Source organism: Mucilaginibacter sp. HD30 (assembly GCF_054061755.1).
Map to the genome: position 1 here is coordinate 1,521,083 of NZ_JBSSEO010000001.1, position 18,576 is coordinate 1,539,658.

Annotated in this window: 14 protein-coding genes and 1 pseudogene; 1 reads left to right on the plus strand and 14 read right to left on the minus strand. The window is 44.0% G+C overall.

All coding sequences use genetic code 11. From position 1 onward, the window contains the following. Position 1: 1 nt before the first annotated feature. The 3 genes from ACVW2L_RS07495 to ACVW2L_RS07505 all read right to left on the minus strand — a co-directional run bounded on the left by ACVW2L_RS07495 (position 2) and on the right by ACVW2L_RS07505 (position 4,284). A complete protein-coding gene (locus tag ACVW2L_RS07495; RefSeq protein WP_457127343.1) occupies positions 2-1,957 on the minus strand; it encodes a hypothetical protein in 1,956 nt (651 codons plus the stop codon). After that, on the minus strand, positions 1,958-3,103 hold the full coding sequence (locus ACVW2L_RS07500) for a hypothetical protein (RefSeq protein WP_457127344.1): 1,146 nt from the start codon (positions 3,101-3,103) through the stop codon (positions 1,958-1,960). It abuts the gene before it with no gap. 140 nt (positions 3,104-3,243) lie between these two features. Further along, positions 3,244-4,284, minus strand: coding sequence for a hypothetical protein (locus ACVW2L_RS07505; RefSeq protein WP_457127345.1), 1,041 nt, complete (start codon positions 4,282-4,284; stop codon positions 3,244-3,246). 50 nt (positions 4,285-4,334) lie between these two features. Here ACVW2L_RS07505 and ACVW2L_RS07510 point away from each other — a divergent pair, with 50 nt between their 5' ends. Next, on the plus strand, positions 4,335-4,670 hold the full coding sequence (locus ACVW2L_RS07510) for a hypothetical protein (protein ID WP_457127346.1): 336 nt from the start codon (positions 4,335-4,337) through the stop codon (positions 4,668-4,670). Between the two features lie 19 nt (positions 4,671-4,689). Here the strand turns inward: ACVW2L_RS07510 and ACVW2L_RS07515 are convergent, their stop codons facing one another. The 11 genes and pseudogenes from ACVW2L_RS07515 to ACVW2L_RS07565 all read right to left on the minus strand — a co-directional run bounded on the left by ACVW2L_RS07515 (position 4,690) and on the right by ACVW2L_RS07565 (position 18,504). Further along, the gene (locus tag ACVW2L_RS07515; RefSeq protein ID WP_457127347.1) at positions 4,690-4,956 is read right to left on the minus strand and encodes a hypothetical protein; all 267 of its coding nucleotides are present in this window, start codon (positions 4,954-4,956) and stop codon (positions 4,690-4,692) included. 99 nt (positions 4,957-5,055) lie between these two features. Then, positions 5,056-7,419, minus strand: a complete 2,364-nt coding sequence (locus ACVW2L_RS07520) for an AIPR family protein (RefSeq protein WP_457127348.1) — start codon at positions 7,417-7,419, stop codon at positions 5,056-5,058. Next, positions 7,416-8,375: a PD-(D/E)XK motif protein gene (locus ACVW2L_RS07525; RefSeq protein ID WP_457127349.1), complete on the minus strand. Its 960-nt coding sequence runs from the start codon at positions 8,373-8,375 to the stop codon at positions 7,416-7,418. The genes ACVW2L_RS07520 and ACVW2L_RS07525 overlap by 4 nt, the downstream gene beginning before the upstream one ends. Beyond that, positions 8,375-11,347, minus strand: a complete 2,973-nt coding sequence (locus tag ACVW2L_RS07530) for a Z1 domain-containing protein (RefSeq protein WP_457127350.1) — start codon at positions 11,345-11,347, stop codon at positions 8,375-8,377. The genes ACVW2L_RS07525 and ACVW2L_RS07530 overlap by 1 nt, the downstream gene beginning before the upstream one ends. Before the next feature lie 3 nt (positions 11,348-11,350). Beyond that, entirely contained in the window at positions 11,351-12,832 is a 1,482-nt protein-coding gene (locus tag ACVW2L_RS07535) for an ATP-binding protein (protein WP_457127351.1), read from the minus strand. A 70-nt stretch (positions 12,833-12,902) separates the two neighbouring features. Then, entirely contained in the window at positions 12,903-14,486 is a 1,584-nt protein-coding gene (locus ACVW2L_RS07540) for a DNA cytosine methyltransferase (RefSeq protein ID WP_457127352.1), read from the minus strand. Positions 14,487-14,547: 61 nt separating this feature from the next. Beyond that, a complete protein-coding gene (locus ACVW2L_RS07545) occupies positions 14,548-14,985 on the minus strand; it encodes a very short patch repair endonuclease (protein WP_457127353.1) in 438 nt (145 codons plus the stop codon). Positions 14,986-15,021: 36 nt separating this feature from the next. Continuing rightward, entirely contained in the window at positions 15,022-15,267 is a 246-nt protein-coding gene (locus ACVW2L_RS07550; protein WP_457127354.1) for a hypothetical protein, read from the minus strand. 237 nt (positions 15,268-15,504) lie between these two features. Then, positions 15,505-16,558 (minus strand): annotated as a pseudogene (locus tag ACVW2L_RS07555) (DUF932 domain-containing protein). Positions 16,559-16,592: 34 nt separating this feature from the next. Continuing rightward, on the minus strand, positions 16,593-17,099 hold the full coding sequence (locus ACVW2L_RS07560; protein WP_457127355.1) for a DUF1281 family ferredoxin-like fold protein: 507 nt from the start codon (positions 17,097-17,099) through the stop codon (positions 16,593-16,595). 583 nt (positions 17,100-17,682) lie between these two features. Next, positions 17,683-18,504, minus strand: a complete 822-nt coding sequence (locus ACVW2L_RS07565) for a DNA/RNA non-specific endonuclease (RefSeq protein WP_457127356.1) — start codon at positions 18,502-18,504, stop codon at positions 17,683-17,685. Positions 18,505-18,576: the final 72 nt, after the last annotated feature.

The following is an 18,576-nucleotide window of genomic DNA, read 5'->3' on the forward strand; positions in this document are numbered from 1 at the left end:
ATTAATCATGATTTGAACGGATTTGAGTAATGATCCAGTCAGCCTTTTCTTTCAGGCCGTCTATCGAAGGGGCAATTACCGCAGATTCCAAGCTAATCGCTTGGATCGCTGATGCCACGCCTGCTTTAAATTTTGCCCATTCTCCGGGCATCAATTTTTTATAAGACCATTCCAACGACCTTTCGTAGATCCTGGTACGCAGTATCTGAAGTATCATCCAAAAGAAACTTTTGCTGATCTTATTTTGGGCAAGTGACGTTTGAAGCCCTTTAATATAGAAGGGTACGGTATCGAGATTTTCGGTGAGCAAGTAATACCGGAGCGTGCGTAACTGTTCCGCCGCATTACTGTAAGCCAGATCATAAAGCTTTTTTTCTAAACTGTTCACACCTGAAAAATGGCGGGCCATGTCATTCAACAGTGATACAAATTCGAAATTTTCCGGGTCCACGATCCCGGAATCATCCGTCGCGTCTGCGGCAATACGACCAGTTAGCTCATCTTCCAAATAAGAATCGCCGCCGGATAACCAGAAACTAAGAATGGTTTCGGGGTTTAATTTAAAATCAAGTGGCCTGCTATCGATCTCTATCTGCTGTGGGTAATAGGTATAAACAAGGCTTTCGTCATAAACGCTAACCAACTCGATCAGCGCATTTTTCGTTAGTTGCTTGATGTCTGTTGATCCGAGCTCGTAGGTATCCCTCGCTTTTTCCAGTTCTGCGTGAAGCAATAAACTTTTGAAACGAACGCGTGCTTTCGACAGCTTACCGTTCGAAAGCAACTGCTTGGTTTTCCAATTTAAGGTAAAGGCTAAGAAGGGTGCATCGCGGCCGGCGGAACCGGTCATTTCCGTGATATTTATGTCGTCACGGGAAAGGAAATTTAGTGAATCGATATCCAAGTTGTTTATTGTCCGTAACCATTCTCCCTGTGAGCTGTCTTCCAGATGAATGATGGCCGATTCGACGTTGGCATGATTGCTAGGTCCCTTAACATGCCGGCGCCAGGCCGGCCCTGTAAAGTTGACCGAACCTGTAACGGTAACGACCTTTTCCTGACCATAAAAGCGATAGATCTTCGCGTGCAGATTTCTTGGCTCCCTGCCGATGGCACTGTCGGCCCAGTTGCACCATTTCACCCCTTTATCCAGCATACTGGTAAACACCTCCTTGCTAAGCAGCACTTCATTTGTTTTTAATGATGGAACAAGACAAAAGATCTGGTCAAGTCCCATTTCAGCCAGTTGCGTTAAAATTGCAGCTTCGCCATGCATATAAGGGGCAATGATCTCAACCCGGTGCGGGGCTATCGTTGCGGCTATATTTTTTACTACATCCGCGAAAGGGACAAATAAGTTGGAGAAATATTCACCGCTATCATCGGTATATCGCAGCGCGTTAAAAATAAGCTCTTCCGCATGACTTAAGTGCTTTTCGAAGGCTAATGAACTTATGATCTCCATCATTTCCTGCCTTTTTGTACGGGTCTTGGTCTTTGGACGCGAATTTTTCGTGGGACGAATGATCGTACAACATTCCAGGTTCTCACACCACCCGGAAGGGGTCAGATTTGCGGAAGCATTTACTTGAACGAGCTGGTCATTATCCAGTAACAGCCAGCACTCCTTTGGATGAAAGTTTACAAGGCTGCCAGGTCGGCCAACCAAACGTACGCATCTAATCTCGTAGCCCAGGGTCGGTGCCATGACATTGTCCTTCGCGTAATGATCACAATAGACTGTAACTGGCGGAATGATGCCTTCCTTGGCACAGCGCCGCCAGAGAATATTGTTATAGATCGCCTCGTTCTGGAATGTCTTGTCAGGTACCAGTAACGGCATAACGTAGTTCTCGAAAAAGGCCGGGTCAAAGTTAAAAGTATAGAACAATGCAGCTTTGACCTTCCGACCGCCAATAGCTGTCTTTATTTGTTCTTTTAAGACCTCGCGTTTCAATTAATTGAGCTGTTTAAATAGGTGGAACCAAGTATTTAGAAAATAGGTGTAGTCATTTTCAGTTAACGGGTTATAACCGGGCTGGGTGAAACCGCCCTCGAAATGATTGACCTCAACACCATCCGTAGTTATGGTTAGCCAGGGTTCTGAACCTCTGCGAGCACAGACCTCGCTGTTTACAGCCGAAAGACCGGTTACGAGTTCCCGGTTACCGCTATTAAGTATTGCTGAAAAACGTTCGTGGATCAGTGTCGGCCCGGTGATTGGCGCACGTTTCGTCCATTCGTGGATGAGCTCATCATTTTCAAGCTCCTTAAAGCTCCAATAAGACTGCCCCTGAAGATACCGGAACACGCGGTTTAGTGGACTCAGCACCCTTTCCGTTGACCTTAATTTTTGAATTTGCAAGGCGAAACCGTTATCAGAAGTTTTGGCTTCCAGGATATCCAGTTGCTCATAAAAGGTTTTTTCGGTTATTTCGGGTATCTCAACAGCAAGATTCAAAAGAACGCCTCCGTACATATCTTCCAGCAGATGATCGATATAGGATCGCCGTTCCTTATTCTGAGGTCGTGCAAATACTGAGGTCAGCTCAGCCAGCATGTCCTTGTCGATATTAAGCTGAGCTCCTTTTTTTGCGGCCAGCTCTTCGACAACCTGAAAAAGTTTTTTGTTTTCGTCCAGTTTCTGCTGCTGAACATTGTTCAGTTCAGTATCGTTACCTAACCCGATCTCTTCGAAAGGTCGGTTATACTTACCCCAGATCCCATAGCTTTTCTGATTAGATAAAAGCTGGTCATCGCTTCCTATAGATAATGACAGATGTTTATCATTAGCTGCCATTATGCGGTTAACTTTATCAATCCCGTTGAATGAATCATAGCCGCTTGATTCGACAAACCGAACGTAGGCCATAAGTTGTTCAAAACAAAGAAAAAAAGCAAGCTCATCGCGGTCGGGTACCTTGAAAGCTTTTTGACAAAATCTGGCCAGCGCTATGACCTGAAAATCACGGATATTGTTGGAGACCGTAGATAAAGCGGGAATGACCGTGCGTCCGGCCTGCTGCCAAAGCACCTGAAAACCTAACGGATCCCGGGAGCCTTTGACCATATAATTTGGATCTTTTAAAGTAAGGAAGTACATGTGATATGTTGGCCAACTAATATATAAATTTAAATTAGCTGTGCCTGAAAGAAGTTTTCAGTACTTAGCTTATATTGAAAAGCAGGTACACCTACCCACGCCTCTTGATCAACCACCTGCCGGGAACTGAGATCATCAGTTTAGCCCTGGACTACATTGGCAGTTTCCTTTTCCCGGTTATGCAATAACCATTGCACGATTGCGAACTTACTGAGCATGATGATCTCCAGCTGGGTGACAAATTCTTCATCACGGATGTCATCCGGAACCTCGGCGAACAAGCGCTCACTTTTTAGCCGTTCCCCGGTATGCACGATCTTAGAACGCAACCCGTAAAATGCATTGAATTTTTTCTTGTTATGCGGCGTATCACCCAGGTACTTCAACAGGTAATCCCGGTATTTTTTCATCACCTTATGTTGCAATTGCCCACAAGCATCGCACTTTGCCGCCTCAAAGTCCCGGTATTCAAAATTGACCATCGTCTCGACCGCCGTAAATGCAGCCATAACGCACATGGTTTTCCGTGCAAAACGCATTTCGGCCGCGGTCACCGAATAAGAGATCGCTGAATCAAGCACCTCGCGGGTCTCCATATTTCGGGCGAAATAGCTATCCAAGTCCATATAGATCGTTTCAGGGAAAGTGATCTCCCGCTTGGGGTCCATATCGAGGTTCGGGTCATCCTGGTAATAGGGAAAATGCCTAACCAATTCCATGTCCGGGTAACGCTGCTCGCTAAAAGCAGTTATCTTCAGCTGATCAACCAGTCCCGGGGTATAAAAAAAGTTGATATACCAATCGGAAGAACGGGCATTGATCGCATCTTGTGGTTCGCCCGGCGCTGGCGCTGCAATGCCCCACATGCCATTGATATCCGTGTAGCGGAAGAACTGGTGATTGGTGAAGCAACTGAGCAGCGACAGGAACAGATCTTGTTTGATGATCTGCCGGGTCGTTGGCTCCAAAAATCCTTTCAAGTCCTTAAACAACTCCATGACCGGTGCCGGCTCTTCATCGCTGACCCAGTACTCCAGGATCACGGGATAATGCTTTTGCATAGCAGAAGTGGGCAGACCCTCCAAATGGTTTGCCGGAAATACCTGGAAAATATCCCGGTAACGAAAATGGTTTTTCAGCGGTGTCTTCGTGAAGATCAGCGCACTATGGAAGGTGATCATATGTTATTCAATATTACAAAAACCGATGCAAAAAACAATCATCGATAAAAATGAAAGTGCTAATATTTTTAGCATGGATTTACAATCCCGAATTTGCTTTTGTGGTACCCTTTCAAGTAGAGATCGAATGGCAACAAATGCCGCTGAGCCTGCAGGCTGAACAATTGGATAACCTGGCCGATGAAGAAGGCTTTATCCGCTTTGATGTCCGTGCGGGTGAGCGACGCGCGGCGATCTTCGTCAACATCGAAGTCCATGCGCAAGTTCTGGAAAACCATTACGAGACGCTACAATATCCCGAAAAATCTGGGGACTTCAGCTTTGACAAAACCTTAGCCGCAGGCGAGATCACCCTGATCGGCCAAGCCATCCGGGAGCAGGAATAAATATCTAACATTTTGCTTATTATTCTTTCAGTTTATTCCAGCTATTGATATATTCTTCGAGATTTGCTGCAATAACATTCACGCCTGATTTTACTACCTGGATTTGGGGAGCCGCAGCCGGACTATTTATATTTCTTTGAAGGTCACGCAAATTCACGAGATAGATTTCATCTTCCGAATCAAATGGCGCAGGATCTTCAGCAATGATATATACATCACCTGGATTTTCATCGTCTATCGGATGTAAAATCTGACATATTTCGCCCGCCTGAGTTGGTAATTGCATGATCAAATTTACGTAATCACCGGCAAATTAATTGCAGACTATAAGTGACATCCGGGTTAAAAAGGCAATTTTTACCCTTCATTTAGAGGCCGTCTGCCGCTATATTTCCGGCGCAAATTCTGTTATTTTATAAACATCTGTCATTAACGGATTTTCGCCCCGCCCAATGAGTATACCAATATTTTTCCAGGCATTTGCTTTACTTTCAGGAATACCCTTCTTAACCGCTTTTACAGTCTGCGCTTCAAAAGCCTCCTTATAGCGGGACAGATTTTTATTGTAAATATTTACTATCTGACCAATGGTATTGATAAGATTTGAGTTTTCAACTTTAACGTCCAGAAACCAATCGGGGTCAGCTGCCTGCATTTTTTTGGTGAGGGTATTTTCAAACTCTACCAGCTCTTCGGGTAAATTGTGTTTTACCTGTAGCTTTTGAACCAGTTCTTCAATTTTACGCAATTCATTCGCCGTAAGCATGTCGTGGAATTTTAATTTAAACGAGACGTAGAATTTTGAACCGTTGGAATGTATCCGGCAGTTTTCGTTGATCAGAGAGAAATCAAAGCTTTCGGTAACAGCATAGCGCTTTTTAAAGTCAGCTTCAGTAAGCTTGTATCGCTCTACAACCGCCCGCGTTGAAGGCAGCTTTTCAAAAACAGCAAATTCGCTGCTTTTTAAGATGTCATTCCATAATTCTTCTTTTTTAGCATACTCTCCGACATCATCGCTCTTGCTATAGGTTTTCAGCCAGTTGTGTACCGATTGAAGCAGCTGCTTAGAGAACACTTTAAGATCGTCGGGAAGCCCCAGTTTAACCCATACAGCCCCAAGGTCGAAATAACTGTGCTTCTTAGCCAGTGTCATTCTGTAAAGAAGGGAAAGGGCGTAAGGAACAACGGATGAGCGAATCTGGCCGATTGCATTAGCACCTGAGCCGTATAGCACCTCAAATTCCTTGAACATAATTGCCTTGGCAATCAGATCTTCGTAAAATGCACGCCCCAGATTTTCGGGATTAACCGGTTTATCGTTATGGTCAAGCTGCACAAAATCCATAAAATCACGGAACACTTTTTCGCCACCTTTTCTTACAAGGAACGGGCTGGTGCCCCATGCAACATAATATTTGGCAACCTGTTCCTTGCTTAATCTTTTCGATTTCGGATAATTTCTTTCAATCTGTGGTTTCTGATTTGGATAAATTCGCAGTAAAGTATTAAAATCCCCTCGTATGCGTTCAAAGAACCATTTTGTGCCTGAAGGATCAGTAATACTTTCGGAGAGTTTTTTGATTTTCACCAGATGCGGGCTCCTGGAGTTAAGGTCGACGCTTGATACCTTATTCTGAGAATTGGAATATTGGGAAATTTTGGAAATCAGATCGTCCAGACTGTCTCTGTCATCAGGATTAACAATATTGATTTTTGCTGTAACATTAACCTTGGATATATCTACACCATCCTTATTGGTAAAGTATATAGACGCGGTGGTCTGGCCACCATTAACGATTTGAAAATCTGTTAACGTGCTTATCATGGCAATTCCACCTGACTGGCTGATATCTGCAGCTGTTGCCGTAATTGTCAGTCCGTTGTTGTAGGCTATAAATTTTTCCGGCTCGTTAATGATGGTGTCTTTCAGCTGCTTGTTAACACCCTTAAACTGCAAAAATGAACGAACGTTTCTTTCCAGCAAGCGGGAACTGTAACTGTGATAAAAATTAACCAGTAATCTGGCAGGGATAACAGCCAGAAATGATTTGAAAATTCCGGCATCATCAGCCGCCTGTATGGCGGGCAATGGCGGATCAAATGAAATTATGATAGGTTCCGCACTTCCCTCGGTTATTTCGTAAGTGTAAATCTTGTTCAGGTCGATCAGCTGATAGATAAGCCTTACTTTTTTGCTTTTGCGTACACCTTTAAAGGTGTAACTTATGCTCACCTCATCATCTGTAAACGCAAAATTTTTAGGCGATTGTGTACCTCGGGATTCAATAGAAATAGTGTTGCTTACCAAAAACACTTCCAAAACATCAATCTGTTCCTGAAAGTCCGGGGATTCCAGTGAACGTATCAGTACTGCAGCCGGATCGGCTACCTGTATATCCGTAAGCATTTTCTTCACTGACCGTGTAAAGAAGTTCTTAGCCCTTGCAAACAGCAGATCATAATAATCCTTGCGTGCAATATATCTTTCCTCGTTCCCAGGCAGTACCAGATTAGACAGGAATAACTGTAAGCGCTCACCCGATTCATTGATCTGATAGGCGTCAACCTCTATATTATCCTTTTCCCTGCGAAAAAAACAGCCGCTGATCTCTTCAGAATCTGTTAGTCTGGCCTGATTGAGTGCCGGCAATACATAATCCAGCAAAGCGGCGCGATTAACATTATTATCCTCCGAAGTAATATTATTAAGTAACGTGCCGGAAAAAGAATTCAGTTCATTCAGCGTCATATCAGGTGGGTTAGGTCATCAATCAGGAATTGTTTTATACTACCTAGCGCCAGTTCATATCTTATATTCCTGAGAGCTTCAGGCAGAGAAGAACGTTTTAACGCGGGGAAACCAGGCAGTGTACAATTATACCATAGCGTACTTAGGACAGCAAATGTATGATGGTCATAATCATTAAGCGCATTTTGATCAATTCCGGCCTTATTAAGTGCAGTATAAAACAGGTTGATTTTTGTGCCGGTTATCGCACGGAGCGATGCTGTAATCTCTGAAACAAGGCTGCCAATTGTAATTTGCTCAGCCTTGTCACCACTAAACTCAAATACCCCGAGTAATAGATTCTGCCCCTCGAGCCAGTCCAGCTGGTACTCACTGGCAATATTGGCCGTTTGCTTAAACTCAGCAATGCCCTTGACTTCAAAATGATTTTCACCCAGTTCAAAATCATGTCCCTTGCCGTACGGGCCTTTCCATGCAGACAGTATATCATTATAAGGCAGCCTGGAATTCGCCAACAGGTATTTGAGAAAAGTAAGCTCAGCAAAAATACCCTGAAGATCGCTATGCGTCAATTGACCGGAAAGAGGCTCAAACAAATCAAACCAGTCATTGCAAATGGAAATAAATCCTGCTTTGACAGAACCTGATTTAATCTCGCGGGTCTGGCTGACAATACTTACAATCAGATCGTTAAATAGATTTCTTGCATTGTCGTTCAGCAGCGTAAGGATCAGTGACGGTTTGCCGTCCTCAACTTTTTCTTCAAGAGAAATATTTGCCCTGATCACCGGGTCAACCGGGATATTTCCCTCTTTTGCACCGAAGTCGAAGAACAGGCAGTACTGCATTTCAGAATTGATTCCATAGCGAAACCTGTCATCCGAAAATTCAGCAAAAAACAGCAATCTCGGGAACCGTGCATCATCATTCAGTAAAATATCCCATTGGAGCTTCATCAGTTAATATCGTTTACTTCAGTTGTAAAATCTTCAGGAATTTCATTGTCATCATTTCTAATTTCTGCCTGCACATCAAAAGTTGAGGCATAAGCATTAGCCAAATAGTTTGCTCCGGGATCGTCTTCAATCTGAGGAAAGCTTAGCGCATAACCGATCAGCGGGATATCGATATTAATGCCTTTTGCATTCGCCGCTTCCCTTAGTTGATCATTATTGAATACTTTATGCTGGTCTATAAGATAAATCAGGAGTAAGCCCTGATTTTCCGGCCGAACCTTTCTGAATATCCAACCAGGTATAGTGATTCCCTCTGACAATTCAATTGCTTTTGCCTCATTTTTGCCGTTATCCATTAGCTTAGCCTTTTTTATTTCCCTGAATCCGGCAATGGCCCTATCTATTACGTCCTGATTTAATCCAAGGGCCTCATCCTGTCCGGAGGTCATAATATTCATTGACTTGCCCGATGCAGTAAACAGCATTTCGTTTTTAAGTTCACCGTAATATGGAAATTCATTTTCCTTTGGTGCGCTCCTTTTGGTGAGCTCAAGCTCCAGGTTACCCTGGCGGAATTTCCGCCCGGAACCTGTGCGCCGTATAGCAATCTTCCAATTTGTTAACTTTCCGCGGTCATTACACAGATCGATATAATGCTTCATGTCTTCCCTTTTAAACGAACCTGGAAGGTATATAGTCGGCAGGTCGAGAAAGCGGTACAGATCTGATTTGCTGCCATCATAAGTATAAAAACCTGTGCTTTCATTAAAGTCAAGTTCTTCAAACAAGCCCGTGAATTCTTTCCACGCTTCTTCCACATTGCTCTTTTCAATTTTAAAATGAACAGATTGCTGAACCACATTTTGGAAAGAATAACGCACCTCATTGGCATTTTTCAGAATAGCAGCGCGCGTGATTTGAAGGATATCCGGATGTTTACGGATGCGCAGCTCAAATTCTTTAGGCGTCTTTTTCTGGATTTCCATACTGTCTATCTGTTCCTCCAATTCGCACAATGCTGAAGTAATAAAATTGTATTTATCTTCAGTAGCACTATCGATGAACAGACGGCAGGCATCAATATAGCCTGGGCGGTAGCCAAACCAGCGACCCATTTGCAACAGGGCATCATACAGGTTCGTGTCACGCAGAAAATAGTTTATAGTCAACCCTTCAAGCGTAAACCCGCGTGACAAACGATTACCACCAACAGCGATGTATTTTTTCTGATCGTTTTCAGGGTAAATAAGTTTATCGCCGGTTTGAGAATTGATTGCCTTCACAACCATGTTTTTAACAGCTGTAGGAAGCAGTTCGGATATATCATCCCATGTTTTCGGAATGAGTCCGTCTGCGTTATATTCTTCAGGAAGATAAGACCGGATATTGGCTACCTTATAGGCAAAGAATTTATTCCACTGAAGCCGAAGCTTTTCATAAATACCGTTCGGATCCTTTATACTGTCATCACTGATCTTTTTAGTTACAAAAGCCAGGTATTTGCTTATCCGGTCTGCAGCAATATTCTGATCATTAATCAGCCGGGAAATATGCACCAGCATAGTGTGGTGAGGCGTGTAGCCAGGTAACACCTCCAGTGTCCCTTTCCTCGATTCCCGGAGTGCAACTGATAGAATGAAACAATCTACGGCATCTGCCAGCGAACGCGGAAGTACTGTCTCGTCGTCACCAAAAATCATGTCTTCATCGACTGGTGTATCTGGAATATTTTCGATAAGCGGTATTTTAAAGTCGCCTTCCTGTTCCCGTCCGCTTGAAAAGAAACGGCGCGGGCCAAGGTATGAAGTCGGCGTTGCAAGCTTATAGATAAATTTATCGGGAAAAAGACCGGAAGAAAGCGTGCAGCTGAATTCCCTGACTTCACCCTGATACCGATATTTAATCGGCCAGGCACCATCCTGCTGGTTTGCGCCATGCTGATCCTGAAGAATATTTGCAAAAGGCGTCGCGGTATAACCTAAATACGACCGGCGTTTAAATAAATCAAGCAGTGCCCTAATATGGCCGTTTACCTTGCTGGCATATTCGGCACCTTTGTATCCGAGATTATTTAAAGAAGCATTATCAGCCTCATCATCAACAACAAGCAGGCTTTTTGGCAGCTTATCAGTACCTTCCTGCAATGATGACTTTAACCAGAATATAAGGTTTGTAAGAACCGAAACGTTCTTTTTACAAATAAGGATACGCTGATTGGTAAAATCAAAGTTATTATCGACCATTGATTTCCGGAAGTCGGCAGTACTGGTAGTGATGGAATTGATCTGGTAAATCCCATCCCGTCCAAATTTCTGTATTTTACCAACGCCTACATCCTGATTGATCTGATTGCCGACTTCGCCGAGGCCTATTACATCCTGGTTGATGCGCTTCTGCGTTTGAAATCGCAAATCTTCCATGATACCGGAAAAAACAATAACCATATCATATCCCGAATCGATTGCCCGGTTGATAACACCGTTGAAGTTGGCCGTCTTACCAGACTGAACTGAGCCAAGGACAAGGCCCTTTTGTAAGGGCTCAATGTCCCTTTTAGGATCACCAAGCCGTTCAATGATTGCGAGTGTGCTTTTTTCTGTATTCTGAATTACATCTACAGGTCTTTCGAGGCTGCGAAGATAATGAGTATAGCGTTTAAAGTAATGCCACTGAATCGCAGGTTCACGTTTATCAATCCAGCGCTCATAATCCTGAGTTTCATCAATCACACTGTCCGGGTCACTAGTGGTTACGATCACCGACTTTAGACGCATTTTTATATTTTCCAGCCATTCAGCCAGGCGCTCTTCATCCGCGCCTTCAAACTCATATTCGAACTCTTCATTTGAGCGGAGCGACTGAAAATGTTTATCGATCTGCTGATGCAGTTGTTCCACAGTGATGAAACCCTGATCCCGCTTGAGCTTTTCAGCGCGGCGCTTGATAATATCGGATAAATGTTCCCAGGCCATAAGTTATGATAAGGTGTTTAAAAAGTCGGTGACAACAGAATTATGCCCGAAGCTTTCAAACAAAAATTCCCTGATCTCCTCCGTTGAATAGTCTGCTTCTTCATAATATTTTTTCAGTCTGGTAATTTTTTGCCTGTCCTGCTCTGTCAGGCCCTCCTCAATTTCGGATGATGATACCGCATCGCCCTTCCACACCTGGTTAAGCTTTTTTTCAATAAGACCGGTGATTGTGTGCAGCAATTCCACCTGCGCGGTGGTTAGCTGATTTTCCAGCTGGCGTATAAGCTCAAAATCGTGACTGATCCGGAGTACCGGTCCTGACGCAGTACTTTCACGGGAAATTAAAGAAAGGCCATTGCGCGCCGACGGATTACGGATTACGCCTGAAGCGAGCCGCTCACGGTACTCCTTTGAAGCCTGTCCGGCAACATAAATAACCATTTCAGCCATGGCCCTTTTGAGGCCAAATGGAAGCTTGAGTGAAGATTTAGCCACGTTAATGTGAAACTCACTGTCATTTGTATTTGTAATGTCTATTTTAATTCTTGCGAACTGAAGCCATATCGCTTTGGGTAACGCACGAAGCCAGAGCCCGTAGCTGATCAGCCGTTCATTGCGATAAACGAACATGCCCTGACATTCATCAAGGGATTTACCTGCCGGTGCCCATATAGAATCGGGCTCCTTTACCTCAACAGCTGCACGTTTGGGAAGAATAATACCCTGAAAACGAACATACGCATCGGCGGTTTGCCAGTAATTTTCGGATATCTGCTGTACGCCGTCCGCGTTAACCGGAAACGGATCAAAACCAGTGACCATAGAATTATTAAGCCGGATCTCCAGCCTGCCGGACTGCAAAAACCGGTGAAATACAAGCCCCAGATGGCTGCGGAGTTCCTCAAGTTCGTCATTAATTTCCGATTGCTTTTTTAGCCGCTCCAGTTTGTATAGATTATCCCAGATGACTATTGTCCGCGGAATAAAATCATTGGATTGTCCGTGAAAGTCCGAACTGATCGCATTATATTCCTCAAGATATTTTTCAGTAGCCTCTTTTGAATCGACGATCAGCGTCCAGTCCTTCGTCTCTTTAAGGTATTCCACGTCCCAGGTTCTCGCCTCATATGGCATCCCTGTTTTTGAGGATAGCAGCGTAAAACGGCGTGACTGTGAAAAAGACCCGGTTTTCAGACCCAGCCCAAACCTGCCGAGATCATTGCCGGCACGCTCAGCTTCAAGGTCGGCGCTGGGAAAACGCATATTTGCACTGAGCTCATCCCCTGTCATGCCGGAGCCGTTATCAGCAATATAAAGGCGCAATGGTGATACGTTGGCATTGATCAGCAATTCTACCCTTCGCGCACCGGCGGTAACTGAATTATCTACGAGGTCAGCAACTGCAGTCGATAGTGAATATCCCTGCTCTGAAATAGACTTGATGAAGAATACTGGTGGCGGGGATAAAACTATACTTTGGGGCATTGAATAAGGGATATTGGCTTTGGGTTGTTAATATTATAAAATATTTATGTGATATGGAATAATAATTTATTTAATATCTGAATAATAAAGGTTCGCGCACTTCTCTTGCATTCTCCGGTACAAGGATCTCATGTACCACTCCGGCGATCTGCCATGCGAGATATGGCGGTACCGCATTGCCTACCTGATGAAATTGCTGAGTACGGCTTCCGCAGAAATAATAGTTGTCCGGAAAGGTCTGAATCCTCGCCGCTTCACGAACTGTAAGGCTTCGGCATTGTGAAGGATCATAATGAATAAAGTAATGCCCGTCCTTCGATATGTGACTGGTAACTGTTGTTGCCGGTTCGTCAGGAAGCTGAACACGAAAGCGGTCATTGAATTTACCTGATTCTGCATTTTCATGATCCGGTATCAGGTCGGTTCCAAACCTGCGATAATCTTCCATCCTCGGGAATTTTTTAAATTGCCGTGTGTAAAGTGCAGCAAAAAGATAGCGTTTGAGATCCTGTGTCAGGTGTCCGCGCGACTGGTGCTGAATCACTCCCTTTAATTTTTCGTCGAAATACCAACTGGACAGTGGATGCGCTGCAGAGATCGTCCGGGGAGTACGACGATATTCCCAACCTGTAGCTTCAGGCAGTACCTGATTAAATTTTGCGTCATAGCCCAGCTCGGAAAAAGAATTTAACAGTTCAATTGAATAGGTTTTGACTCTTTCCGACCAGCCTGAAAATGAATCTTCCAGACTCTGGTATTTACGTGCTTTTTTTGTACCTTTTTCCGTATTGACCAATTCCGTATGCGTAAATTCACGGTACATTCCGCTTCTGACAGGTGGAAGTGCACCGATAACCGATCGCAAATCCGTCTTCCGGGAAGGTTCAAGTGTTCCCGGCTGAACATCTATATCTGCACGAACACCAAGCAATATCACCCGGTGACGTCTTTGCGGCACACCATAGTTTTCAGATTTTATAAGGTAGTCGGTATCTGTTTGCACATCACTTTTTACCAGCGAATAGATACGGTATGCAGGGGGTGCAAACTCCGGAAAAACGGTATACGGAGCAGTCAGGTCAGCCATAATTTTGCCGAATATTTTCTCACCGTTAAGTTCTGCCGAAAGCAGACCTTTTACATTTTCCATGACAAATACCGCTGGCTGATGCCTGGCTATAATGCGCAGGTATTCCTTGTATAAATGAACACGGTGATCCGTTTCACTGATCCCGCCGACACGTGATCTGCCTACCAGTGAATAGGCCTGACAAGGGGGGCCGCCAATAAGTACCCAATTGGTCTCACCATCGAGTTTATCAGTTATTTTGCGGTCTATGTCTTCCTCCGGGGTTTCGCCGAGCGTCGCCTGCCACGCTTCCTGCAAGGCTTCCTGGTGCTGCTCTGGCCAGGCATTGTAAAGTTCGTCAATGGTTATCTCCTGTTTAAGAAAAGCATAATATTCATCAGGCAATTCCCGGAATGGAAATTGCCTTACAAAAGAACGAAGGGTCAGGGTCTGATAGGCATGGCTGTCTTTTTCAATAGAAAGTTCTATTTTAAAAACACGGTCATTATCATTCCCTATCAGCGAACTGAACCCTTCAGCCAGACCGCCGGGACCCGCAAACAAATCTATTATCGGGAAAGGCATTTGAATATTTCAAGTAAAAAAACTAAGATAGAAATATTAATGCTTTCACCAACAATTCCGGTCAGGGCGCTATGCTGGCTATGTTGTTACGGAGTTGGTTTTCAAGATAATCAAGTGTGGATTCTGCGCTATTTTTTTTGAGTTCACATTCCCAGACATTAATAATATTCCAGCCTTTCTGTTTTAATATTTCAACAGATTGTTTATCCCTTGCCTGATTGCCAGTGATCTTTGCCAGCCACCAATCCGTTCTTGTTTTTGGAATAACAAAATATCTGCATCCCTTATGCCCGTGCCAGAAACAACCGTGAATAAAAATAACACTGTTATATTTTGGAAGCACTATATCTGGTTTGCCCGGTAATTTCCCCTCATGCAGGCGAAAACGAAACCCTTTGGAAAACAGAAATTTACGGACAAGGATTTCCGGCTTCGTATCCTTGCTCCGGATACGGGACATATTAAAACTTCTTATATTTTTGGAATGAACATCTGCCATGCTTATCAGAAACAGCGACCGCAGGGCAAATGTTTATTACTGTACCTGAGATGGCAGTGGAATATATTTATCAAGTCCGGTTTCAATTAAAAAAACTTCCTGCATAACATTGTAAATGTCCTTTCCGTATGCTTCACAAATATCAAAGCATTCTTCCATCAGGCGGTTTCTTAATTCCGCCTGGTCGTGCGTGTAAGCAGGCTCCCCTGTATCAATATTTACATAATCATTAAAATCATCATCAGGATGGGCATTCGTGCCTTCTTCTGTGAGTTGTTTCATGAAAAGCTCCACATCATGAACAGTTTCAATCTTGGTAATCATGGACAATTTATTTTTCGTTTCTACTATTAAATATAGAAATTTTTTTCGTTTGCGGGCATGAATTTTATAGGAAAGCAGGCGAAATTAAAAATCAGCGACTGCTAATTCCTGCAATCTCAGGTTAGATTTAACCAATATTCATAACAGAAAATGAGGGTATTCCAAACAGGATTGGAAATACCCTCATTAATAGTATTAATTCAGAACCTGCGCCCCATAATTTACATATTCCCGGCATAAAGCAAATGCCGACTGTGCTCTTGCTTTTCCCGTACCTTCCAAAATTGACTTAAATTTTGCTTCACCGTCTTTATAATTTCTGACATTCTGAAAATAGCCGGTTACAGCATTATACGCACCGAACACAGTTCCCCCGGTAGTATCCATCAATTGTGTCGGGCTGCTCATCGCATATTCATAAACCTTTTCTATCACATTATTGTAGTTGGAGGATAGTTCATCTATGTTGCCCGTCTTAAGATTGTTAAGTACCTCCTTATTGGGTGCCATAGCAATTTGTATCAGCTTCCTGATTTCTTTGTCGCTGATGCGCACCTTTGCCCAGTGATTGAAAATTTCAGAAAGTTCCGCACCCAGGTTATTGCTGATACTCATGAGCGTATGAGCCTGTTTGATGCGGTCATTAGCGGAGGAGGTATGTCTTATTTTAATGGCATTGGTATGGTTACGCATGGCAGCGTTTAGCGTATTGTTGCATACGACCCGCACAGGGGTAAACGCTGCAGTAATGCTGCCAAATCCATCGTGAGAGGTGGTCAGGAACAGGTATTGTTCGATCAGGTCTTCCTTGCCAATCCGGATATAATCAGGCAGTTTTGCCGTAATAAAAATACGTTCGCCTTTGCCCAAAGCGCCGGCGGTTTCGTAAAGGATACCATCTCCTCCACCGACTATTGCGTCAAAAAACTCAAAAGCATGGCAATTTTGGACGATTTCATAGTCCCTCCCCACCACGCCTAAAACTTCCTCTGTATCTGTCCTTACCGTTGCGAAGTACCCCGGTACGCTTATTTCGGGAAGGACGAGGTCGGTCAGTCCGTAGTGGTTATCCGTGTCGTAGGTAAACAAGGGCCGTTTCTCTACCTTGTAGTCCAGCCCTGCATATCTAATCGCTTCTGCGCTGGTGGGATATTGCTCCGATTTTACCAAGTCCGTGCCATGCCTTTTCCTTTACAGAAAAAAAGCTGTAGTCGTTGTTTTGCTGATTGAAATTTAAGTTGTGTGCCATGATTTTAAAATTTAAATAATTTAAGATGGAATGATTAGTTATCAGATTTGGAAGTATTTTGAACAGCATCAACCGATATGTGTGCCTGCTTCTTCCTGTTCAGCAGGATTTCGAGTATATCGTCAGACGATTCATACTCCTGCCCTTCGAACACGTAACTGTCCGTACTGTAATTGAAGTGATATAACTCGGTATCACTTCGGTCAAGCGAAATGTCATTCAGCATTCCATTACAATAGGACGCCTCTCCAAAAACAGCATTGGAAGATTCAGAATAGCTATGAATAAAATCGACCTTAAAAAACTCCGCAATCTTTACGATAACTGCCGTGTTCGGTACCCACTTCGTTTCATAATACAGCAGTCCGTTCTCCCAGGCTATCTGAAAAAGAAACCCGCCCTCCCCTGTTACGAATTCGGGCAACTGCCCTCTTTTTTCTTTGTTTTCCTTTACCGCCATTGCGGTGAAAAGGGTTTTCAGCGATTCAAATTGGGAGTGTTCCCCAATGAATTCCACTTTGTTGCTGCACCAGTTTGCCATTTCCTTAATTTTTTTGATGAATTGATTTTTGTCTTATCTTTTCTTTTTTGCCAGCCTCCCTACATAATTTTTGGAGAACAGGTTTAAAAGAAAGCGGAGGCATGTGGCCGTGATCAGACAAAAGGAAACGGAATAAATGGAGGGGACCCTTTGGGGAGGAAATCGTTTATGCCGTAGTCTTTTGTTTCCCAAAAAAATGACGGCCACGAACTTAGCTGCACTTTTACACCGGTTCGGAAAAATGACTGGCGGCGCGCTTGATCAGTAAAGGTTTGATGGAGGGTGACCGGCGGAAGAACCCAAAGGATATCAACAAGCAAGTGCCTGCCTTTCGGATGAGCGGGATAAAACAGTCCGGTTAAGCGGAGCGTACGGTCTGTTTTGGGTTAAGCGCGGGGCATACGAATGGCAGGCTCTTGCAGGCTGCCCCTATCTGGAGAATGGATGAGCAGCAGCGCAAGGAATGAACCTGATGCGGGGCAGCCCATCTGCAAAAGCAGAACCAGCGCCCTCTGCATTGGATCGTTATCTAAATCAAACAAAATGAAACCAATAAATTCGACCCGATAAAATCTTCAACGGATCATGGCAGATCAATTAGCTGCATATCCCGTTTTTTACTTTCCAGATTTCGCTGGACCGTCTCTGACAATTTGGGAAAGAAGTTGATATGGGTAAGTTGTTCTATCCTGTCTACAGTGGTATAATAATCTTTTAAGTTTTGTGTTGGCGGATCCTGAGGAATAATAAAAGCTACCGCTTTCAACGTAGCATTGTAACCTTTACGGTAGGCGATGATCCGGTAAAAACTTTCCGGAACAGCCACATTTTGAGTGATCCGTGCAGGAGTCTGTCCAAAAATCGGCCCTGTTATGACGTATACGTCATGTACCTCTTTACCGGGGGTATCATCCTGGGAGATGATATCCCGCTCCTGCTTTTCCAGTTCAGACCAGATCCGCTGATTGAGGGCAGGTTTCTGCGGACAAATATTCGTCATCAAATAAGTCTCCAGCTGTCCTATCTGACCGTACTGCGAAAGCATGGTTGCATTGGGTGCCATATGGCCCCTGTCATAGCCTGTGCTGTTATAGGCATCGTGGTCTACCCTGCTGCTGGTTCGTTCATCCGCTACAAAACGGTCCGGACGTTCCCAATTTTGTACGCTAAGCGTTCCCTTGGCGTTACCCAGCCGAAAGGCAACCCATACCGGATTACGGAGATTTTCCTCGTAAGCGGAAATATATGCGGTATTGATCAATATCCTGGGAATGGCCAGGGAGCTATCCATTACCGGCAGTCCACCGTAGGTTAAAAGATTAATCCTGGACAAATCGCCCATTTGGGCATGGACATGTCCCGCTACCATAAGCAGCAATGAAAAGGCAAATAATTTCAGTTTCATGATTTGTAATTAATAAGTGCTGAAAGGAGATAAATGATTTAAAATAAAGTCCTGCAACACTCGCTGTTCCAG